We start from the raw sequence: 9185 nt of genomic DNA, 5'->3' as shown, positions 1-9185 counted from the left end.
ATGGCATTGCACCTCATAGAGTTTACCTGGTTTCACTACAGCCTAACTGTACTTGCTTTCTGTTGCACTTGTCCTCAACTTACGTTGGACGGATGTTATCCGCTATGAATACTCTTTGGTGTTCGGACTTTCCTACACGCTAAAAGCGTGACGATAAGATAAGTCTGCTTTAAATTTTAAATATAATTTAATTGTACTTCAATTTTATAATACTATTAATTTCTCATAGCAATTAATTATTTATTTAGAAAAAAACATCTAATAATTTACTATTAATTAAAAAACCCACTCAAACAGAATTTGAGTGGGAAAAATTGCTATGAAAAAGAAAAAGTGTTATCGATTTCTCGACAACAATACAAATATATATTAAAAATGATTACTAAAAAACATTTATGATAAAATTTGTACACTTTTTTTTTACTTTTAATACTTTTTTAAGAAAACATGTCTTTTACTTTCTCAAAAAATGATTTATCAGACTTATTTGGATTCGGTGAAAAATTATCGTCTTCTACCATGTTTTCAAAAAATTGTTTTTGATCTTTATTCAACTCTTGAGGTGTCCAAACATTAATATGAATTAAGAAATCACCTGTACCATAACGTTCTATACTTGGTAAACCTTTACCTTTTAATCGTAATATTTTTCCTGATTGTGTACCTGCCTCAATTTTAATTTTTACTTTTCCTGTAACTGTTTCTACTTCTTTACTCGTTCCTAAAACCGCTTCAGAAAAATTTATATATAAATCGTAATGAATATTAGTACCTTCTCTTTTTAACGTTTCGTGAGGAATTTCTTCAATCAACACTAATAAATCTCCAGAAATAGAATTTTTACCAGGCGCTTCGTTACCTTTTCCTCCTACTTTTAACTGCACACCTTCTGTTACACCTGCAGGAATATTAATAGGTACAGTTTCTTCTTTTATAATTAATCCTTGAGCATCAGATCCATTAGGTTTTGAACTAATGATTTCTCCAGCTCCAGAACATGTACTACATGTAGTTGCAGTTTGCATTCTACCTAAAATGGTATTTTGAATTCTCATCTCTTGACCAGAACCATTACAAGTTGTACAAGTTTTATATCTTACACCACTAGCTTGTACTTTTCTACGAACTTTAACTTTCTTTTCTACACCTTTGGCAATTTCTTCTAAAGTAAGTTTTACACGAATTCGCATATTACTCCCTTTAACTCTGGCTTGTCTTTGGCCTCCACCACCAAAGCCACCAAAACCGCCACTAAAACCACCTCCACCTCCAAAGATGTCTCCAAACTGGCTAAATATGTCATCCATATTCATTCCACCACCACCAAAGCCACCTCCACCTTGAGGACCATCAAAGGCAGCATGACCATATTGATCGTAACGTGCTTTTTTGTTTTCATCACTCAAAACTTCATAAGCTTCAGCCGCTTTTTTAAAATTTTCTTCAGCAGTTGTATCTCCAGGATTTTTATCTGGATGATATTTGATTGCCATTTTTCTATAGGCTTTCTTTATTTCTGCTTGTGATGCGGATTTAGATATTCCTAATATTTCGTAAAAATCTTGTTTTGCCATTTTTATTTAGTTTGCAGTTTTAAGTCATCAGTTTCCAGTTAAAAAACTGAATACTGAAAACTGATTACTGATTACTGTTTTACTGTCCGATAACCACTTTTGGATAACGGATAATTTTTTCTCCTAGTTTATATCCTTTCTCAACACAATCAATAACTTTACCTTTTAAATCTTCTGAAGGTGCTGGAATTTGTGTAATTGCTTCATGGATTTCTACGTCAAAAGTGTCACCAGCTTTAACTTCAATTGGTGTTAAACCTTTTTGAGTAAGGGTATTGTTTAACTTATCATTAATTAATTGCATACCTTTTAAAAGCTCTTTGTCTTTTGCCTTTTTGATTTCTGCCAAACCTCTGTCAAAGTCGTCCATAATTGGCAGTAAAGCCGTCATTAATTCTTGACTCGCAGTTTTAAACAACTCAATTCTTTCTTTAGTTGTTCTTTTTTTATAGTTTTCAAATTCTGCGAACAAGCGTAAGAATTTATCTTTTTCTGCTTGAATTAATTCTTCTGCTGTAGGTTCTTCTTTTTTATTTTTTTCTTCAACTTCCTGTTTATCTTCTACTTGTGAAGTTGTTTCTTCTTGTTTGATGTCTTCTTCTTTTATTTCTTCTTGCTTACTCATTTTCAGTAATCGTTAAATTGTTTACAATTTATTGTCAAAAATGTTGCCAATAAAAAAATAGTGTCAAATTGACACTATTTTAAGTTAGTTTTGAGGTTATTTACACATGAGCCCAGTTCTCGCCAGATTTTATTCGATGTATTTGTGTATCAGAAACACCAAAACGTTTGGCTATCATGGATATTCTCGTTCTATTATTTTTTAATTGACGTTTGATAATTTTTACTTTTCCTTCCGTTAATTTACCAATATTCTTAGTTCTTTTTTTAACTATTTCATCCCATTCTGGATGGTTAAATTGATGCAATTCTTTTTCTCTTTTTGTAGCCCATTTTAAATTGGTTACTTCATTGTTATTTTTATCATAATCTAAATGAATAACAAAAACCTGATCGTCACTATCTTTTTCTAAAAAGTGTTGTGCTACTAACTTATGCACATACCTACTAGTAGATTTGTTGTTAATTTCTTGTTTTAAAGAAATGGTTTCATATTTATTGATAAACGTTTTTTTTCTTAAAAATTCCTTTTCGTTTTTACAATTAATTACTCTTCCGTAATTAGAAATTTTAAATTTTTCTTTTTTTGATATTTTTTTATCAAATTGAATTTCTTTCCATTCTTCTTGCCATAAATTTCTGATCATTTCGTAAAGTTTTAATTCATATAATATCAAATAAAACTTTTTCATTTTCATTTTTTTTTAATTTTTCTTTTATTAGCAATGTTTAATCTTTTAATTCTCTATTCTTTCAATTTTTGCACCAATAGATTTTAAACGGTCTTCAATATTTTCGTATCCTCTATCGATTTGTTCTATATTATGGATAATACTTGTTCCTTTTGCTGAAAGTGCTGCAATTAGTAATGAAATTCCGGCTCTAATATCTGGAGAGGTCATTGTGGTAGCTTTTAATGAGCTTTCAAAATTTTGACCAATAACAGTAGCTCTATGAGGATCGCACAATATTACTTTTGCACCCATATCTATTAATTTATCAACAAAAAACAAACGACTTTCAAACATTTTTTGATGTATTAAAATGGTACCTTTTGCCTGCGTTGCTATTACTAAAACAATACTTAATAAATCTGGAGTAAAACCTGGCCAAGGGGCATCTGCAACTGTTAGTACTGAACCATCTATATAATTTTGAACCTCATAAGATTCTTGCTCTGGAATATAAATATCATCATCAATTTTTTCAAATTCAATACCAAGTTTTGCAAATACATTTGGAATTTGCCCAAGGTTTTCCCAACTTACATTTTTAATCGTTAATGATGATCTTGTCATCACTGCAACACCAATCCAAGAACCTATTTCAATCATGTCTGGTAACACTGTATGTTCACAGCCTCCAAGTGTATCAACCCCAGTGATTGTTAATAAATTTGAACCTACACCTTTAATATCTGCACCCATATTATTCAACATTTTACACAATTGTTGAATGTAAGGTTCGCAAGCAGCATTGTAAATGGTTGTTGTGCCAGTTGCTAAGACTGATGCCATTAATATATTAGCAGTACCTGTTACAGAAGCTTCATCTAATAGCATATCTGTACCTATTAACTCATCTGCCTCTACTCCATAAAAAGATTCTTCTTTATTATATCTAAAAATTGCACCTAGATTAATAAATCCTTCAAAGTGTGTATCTAATCTTCTACGACCAATTTTATCTCCTCCTGGTTTGGGGATGTATCCTTTTCCAAAACGAGCTAATAAAGGCCCAACAATCATAATAGAACCTCTTAAAGAGCTTCCATCCTTTTTAAATTCTGGCGATTCTAAATATGCTAAATTTAAGTCATCTGCCTGAAAAGTATATGAGTTACTACTTAATTTATGAACCTTAACACCTAATTCTCCAAGGATAAAAATGAGTTTATTAACATCAATAATATCAGGAACATTATGTACCGTAATTTTATCTGGAGTTAATAATACTGCACAAAGTATTTGTAAAACTTCATTTTTTGCTCCTTGAGGAGTGATGGTACCCTGTAATTTATGACCACCTTCAATTTTAAATGATGCCATTTTTAATATCTTTTTCTACCTTTACTATGATGCGTTTTTTTGTGATTATTCTTAGAATGGTTTTGACCTTGTGAGTTTCTTTTTCTTAATAAATCTTTACTTTCAGTCAATACTTCTTCTGAGCTTCTTAAATCAATTTTCCCATCAGAAAGATCATATAAATGTTTAAAAATCACAGCGTCATCAACAGTATCTTTGTTCCAATTTAGGTAACATTTTTTCATGTGATTTGCTATGGTAAAAACCAAGGCTTCTTTCATATCACCTTCATCCCAACTTAAAGCAACATCTATCATGGTTTGTATATTATTACCATAATAACGATACCTTGATGCAGATTTTGGGTATGCTAAAGGTTCTGGTTTTTCTTGTAATTCTTCTTTTGATGGTTGTGGATATGGAGAGTCTACATCTAAATTAAATTTAGACATGATAAAAAGTTGATCCCACAATTTATGCTTAAAATCGGGAACATCTCTTAAATGAGGTTGTAAATTACCCATAACATCTACAATTGCTTTAGCCATTGTATTACGTTCTTCTTTGGTTTCTAAGGCTACACAATGATTTACTAGCTTTTGAATATGCCTACCATATTCAGGTATAATCATTAATGTTCTTTCTGAATTATATTCTAAATCAAATGTCATTTATCTGTTTTTATGAAATTTTTTATTTAATTGCATCTAAGAAACTCTAAAATAAGATTTGGTTACAATTAACCAGACAATTAAATAATTATATGTAGTTCTTTTAGGCTCGCAAAATAATTAATAATTACGAATTAGTTATAATGATTTCGTAATTAATTACCCAATGACCTTTAATTTTGCAAATTGAAGCAATAATTTCTTCTTACCTACTGTACTAAATTTAATCTCTGCTTTTTTATTTGGTCCTTTTCCCTCTAAAGCAATCACCTCTCCAGCACCAAATCTATTATGCTCTACAATATTACCAACAGCAACATCTTCATCAAATAAATTGGGTTTAGATGTAGCTTGTGATACTTTTTTTAAATTTTTAGGTATAGTAATTTCTTTCTTTTTTAAAAGATCTCTTTCTTGTTTTTTACGTTGAATTGGTTTTTGAAATCGAATTCCTTTAGGAGCATCACCAAAAATACTTTTATCTACAAAACGATTTACAGAAGGTTCTGGAACTTTTGGTGTAATATAATATAAAAACTGGTCATCTATTTCTTCTAAAAACCTACTTGGCTCAGCATCTACTAATTTTCCCCATCTATAACGTGTTTGTGCATAACTTAAATAAGCTACTTTTTCTGCCCTTGTTAATGCCACATAAAACAATCTGCGCTCCTCCTCTAGTTCACTTCTGGTATTCATACTCATTGCAGAAGGAAACAAATTTTCTTCTAAACCAACAATATAAACATACAAATATTCCAATCCTTTAGATTGGTGAATGGTCATTAATGAAACACTAGGTTTGTCGTTATTTTTTTTAGAATCAAAATCTGTAGCCAAAGCAACATCCTCTAAAAATGAAGTTAAAGAGGCATCTTCTCCTTGTTCTATTTTATCGGTAATAAAGTCTTTAATTCCGTTTAACAATTCTTGCACGTTTTCTACTTTACTAACAGCTTCTGGAGTACCATCTTTTTCTAAATCCTTTATTAAACGTGTTTGTTTTACTACGGTTTCCGCAATTTCAAATGCATTTTTAGTTTGCGATTCTATTTGCAAACGCAAAATCATATTCATAAAATTCTGGAGTTTATTTTTGGTTCCAGAATTTATTTTGACATCAATTTTATCGATGTATTTAATGATTTCGAAAATTGATTTTTTGTAGTGATTGGCAGCAATAGTAAGCCTATCAATAGTAGTTGCACCAATTCCTCTTGCAGGATAGTTGATAATTCGTTTTAAGGCTTCTTCATCATTTGGATTGATGAGGATTCTTAAATAAGATAAAATATCTTTGATTTCTTTTCTTTGATAAAAAGAAATACCACCATAAATGGTATACTCAATATTCTTTTTACGCAAAGCATCTTCAATGGCTCTAGATTGCGAGTTGGTTCTGTACAACACACAAAAATTATCTGGAGTCATTTGATTGGTGTTCATGTTTTCCCAAATAGATTGTGCCACAAAACGCCCTTCCTCTCCGTCTGAAATGGTACGCATTACATTGATGGAATCTCCTGCATCATTGCTTGTCCAAACTTCTTTATCGAGCTTTGTTTTATTACGAGCAATAACCGAATTTGCTGCGTTTACAATGTTTTTTGTTGATCTGTAATTTTGTTCTAGTTTAAAGGTTTTTACATCAGGATAATCTTTTTGAAAATTTAAAATATTCTGAATATTGGCTCCTCTAAAACTATAAATACTCTGAGAATCATCACCTACAACACAAATGTTTTGAAAACGATCTGCAAGAGACCTTACAATTAAATATTGAGAATGATTGGTATCTTGATACTCATCTACCATAATGTATCGAAAACGGTCTTGATATTTTGCCAAAACATCTGGAAAACGTGCTAACAATTCATTGGTTCTTAACAATAAATCATCAAAATCCATTGCTCCAGATTTAAAACAACGCTCAACATATTCAGCATAAATATCACCTACTTTTGGTCTGCTTGCGTGCAAATCTGCCTCTTGCAAATCCGAATTATTAAAATACGCTCTAACCGTTACTAAACTATTTTTGAAAGATGAAATTCGGCTTAAAATTTGTTTGGGTTTGTATCGCTCTTTATCTAAATTCATTTCTTTAATAATCGCAGTGATTAAACGAACAGAATCTTGAGTGTCGTAAATTGTGAAATTACTTGGAAAGCCTAATTTATCTGATTCTGAACGTAAAATTCTTGCAAAAACAGAGTGAAATGTTCCCATCCAAAGATTTTTTGCTTCACTACCCCCAACAACGCCCGCAATTCGTTCTTTCATTTCTCTTGCTGCTTTGTTGGTAAACGTAAGTGATAAAATATTGAATGCATCAACCCCAGATTGCATTAAATGTGCAATTCTATAGGTTAGTACTCTTGTTTTACCAGAACCTGCACCTGCAATAATAATCATTGGGCCATCTTTTTGAAGTACAGCTTGTTTTTGTGCCTCGTTTAAAGTATTTAAATACGTGTTCAATAGTTTATTATAAAGAATTTAAAAGTGTGAAATTAGCCAAACTATTCGTTTTTATAAAGAATGATTACGAATTTTTATTCACAAGTTATCAATTTATAAATTCGTCTTAACATCTGAAGATTGAATAATTCGTGCCAAAATCCGAATTCTTTGGTAGATTACGTTTTAAAAGTCAATTTAATCAATACTTTATTAATTTTCGGAATTGCTTTTCATACAGGAGTTTTATATTTGTATCTTTAAGATAAATTGTAATTAATGGAAGATAAAATTTTAGAAAGCATCGCTTATATTTTACCAGCAGCAGTAACAGGTTTTGTGGCTTATTATATGTTTAATAGCTTTATACAGCAACAAAATACTGAGAAAAAAATGCAATTGATGGCACAAAATAAAAAAGAATCACTGCCACTAAAATTACAAGCTTATGAACGCATGCTATTGTTTTGCGAGCGTATAAACCCAGTTAAAATGCTGTTAAGGGTAAAACCTTTATCTGAGAATACTGCAGATTATTTACAGTTGATTTTAGCCAATATAGATCAAGAATTTGAACATAATTTAGTACAGCAAATTTATATCTCTAATGATGCTTGGCTGTCGATAATTGCAGCTAAAAGAGCCATTATTAATAAATTAAAACAAGTAGCTGAAGTTTCTAATTCTGCCAACGATTTTAGAGAAAATATACTTATTGATTATGCTAAAACCTTACCTCCAACAGAAACCGCTATCGACTTTATTAAAAGTGAAGTAAGAAAACTACTGTAATCAAAAAGTCTTCTCATTACAAGAAGACTTTTCTAGTTATAACAACCATTACAACAGGGGGAAAATTAAAAGCTTAATCTTATTCCTATTTTAAAATTTCTACCTCTTGTAGAAAAACCTAAAATATCATCATAATCCTCATTTAAAATATTGGTAATTGCTCCAAAAAAAGTAACTGTTTCCTCTAGTAGTTTATAGTTTGCGGCTACATCTAACACTTGATAACTGTCTAAAATTACATCTTCGCCTGCGTTGCCAAATGTTCCCCATCTATCAAAAACCGTTCTTTCGCCCACATTAACGTATGAAAAATTAAAGAATGTATTTTTAAATGGTGTAATATTTATGCTTGCGCCAATTTTGTTTGCGGCAATATAATCATCAAAATATTCTGTTTTATCTCTATCTATAAAAGTATAGGATGCATTAAATTCAAGGTATTCTGTTGGAACTACTTTAGTCGTTACTTCAAAACCATTGGCATCAGAAGAACCATTTCCATATTTAAAAGTAGTGTTATCATATATAATTGCATCTTCTTCATTTCTGTTAAAATATAAAGCATCAAACTGAATCCAATCTTTATAATTTGCTTCAAAACCGGCTTCAAAAGTTTTATTCGTTTCAGGTTTTAAATCAATATTACCTGCAAAACCATCATACAATTGATATAAACTTGGTGCAATAAATGCAGTGCTATAAGAAGTGATTAGTTTTAAAACAGAATTTTTATTTTTTAGAGCTGTGTATGCTAGGTTTCCATCGTAAACAAATTCATTTCCGTAAACATTATGCATATTTAATCTTCCTCCTGCATTTACGCTTAACCCAAAATTACTAATGTAAACGATACTTGCATAAGGGTCTATGGTGTTAAAATTGGCTACATCTTTATCAATTGTTGCAAACGGAGTTTCTGTTTGATTAGAATGTTCTTGATAATTGATTCCTGTAATCAATTGAAATTGATTAGAGAATTCGTATTTATTTACCAGATCAAAATGTAAACTTTGTCCTTTAAAGTGATAATTGTCTAA

At 30.6% G+C, this 9185-nt stretch carries 8 protein-coding genes; 1 reads left to right on the top strand and 7 read right to left on the bottom strand.

Annotated elements, in window-relative coordinates:
* Positions 1–437: 437 nt before the first annotated feature.
* The 6 genes from dnaJ to ACTG3V_RS14195 all read right to left on the bottom strand — a co-directional run bounded on the left by dnaJ (position 438) and on the right by ACTG3V_RS14195 (position 7377).
* On the bottom strand, positions 438–1574 hold the full coding sequence (gene dnaJ, locus ACTG3V_RS14220) for a molecular chaperone DnaJ (RefSeq protein WP_439132837.1): 1137 nt from the start codon (positions 1572–1574) through the stop codon (positions 438–440).
* A gap of 79 nt (positions 1575–1653) precedes the next feature.
* On the bottom strand, positions 1654–2199 hold the full coding sequence (locus ACTG3V_RS14215; protein ID WP_439132836.1) for a nucleotide exchange factor GrpE: 546 nt from the start codon (positions 2197–2199) through the stop codon (positions 1654–1656).
* 100 nt (positions 2200–2299) lie between these two features.
* Entirely contained in the window at positions 2300–2845 is a 546-nt protein-coding gene (locus tag ACTG3V_RS14210) for an HNH endonuclease (RefSeq protein ID WP_439132835.1), read from the bottom strand.
* A gap of 90 nt (positions 2846–2935) precedes the next feature.
* Positions 2936–4246, bottom strand: a complete 1311-nt coding sequence (gene murA, locus ACTG3V_RS14205; RefSeq protein ID WP_439132834.1) for a UDP-N-acetylglucosamine 1-carboxyvinyltransferase — start codon at positions 4244–4246, stop codon at positions 2936–2938.
* Between the two features lie 2 nt (positions 4247–4248).
* Entirely contained in the window at positions 4249–4896 is a 648-nt protein-coding gene (locus ACTG3V_RS14200; protein ID WP_439132833.1) for a DUF4290 domain-containing protein, read from the bottom strand.
* Between the two features lie 159 nt (positions 4897–5055).
* Positions 5056–7377: an ATP-dependent helicase gene (locus ACTG3V_RS14195; RefSeq protein ID WP_439132832.1), complete on the bottom strand. Its 2322-nt coding sequence runs from the start codon at positions 7375–7377 to the stop codon at positions 5056–5058.
* A 258-nt stretch (positions 7378–7635) separates the two neighbouring features.
* On the opposite strand from ACTG3V_RS14195, the gene ACTG3V_RS14190 reads away from it, so the two are divergent.
* On the top strand, positions 7636–8148 hold the full coding sequence (locus ACTG3V_RS14190) for a hypothetical protein (protein WP_439132831.1): 513 nt from the start codon (positions 7636–7638) through the stop codon (positions 8146–8148).
* 65 nt (positions 8149–8213) lie between these two features.
* Here ACTG3V_RS14190 and ACTG3V_RS14185 read toward each other — a convergent pair.
* Positions 8214–9185, bottom strand: a 972-nt coding sequence (locus ACTG3V_RS14185) for a TonB-dependent receptor domain-containing protein (protein WP_439132830.1), incomplete at its 5' end; no start/stop codon positions are given.

The sequence above is a fragment of the Polaribacter sp. genome (genome assembly GCF_965660385.1).
In the GTDB taxonomy this organism is placed as follows: domain Bacteria; phylum Bacteroidota; class Bacteroidia; order Flavobacteriales; family Flavobacteriaceae; genus Polaribacter.
Note: the sequence above shows the minus strand (reverse complement) of the source record. Positions and strands in the feature narration are given on the sequence as shown.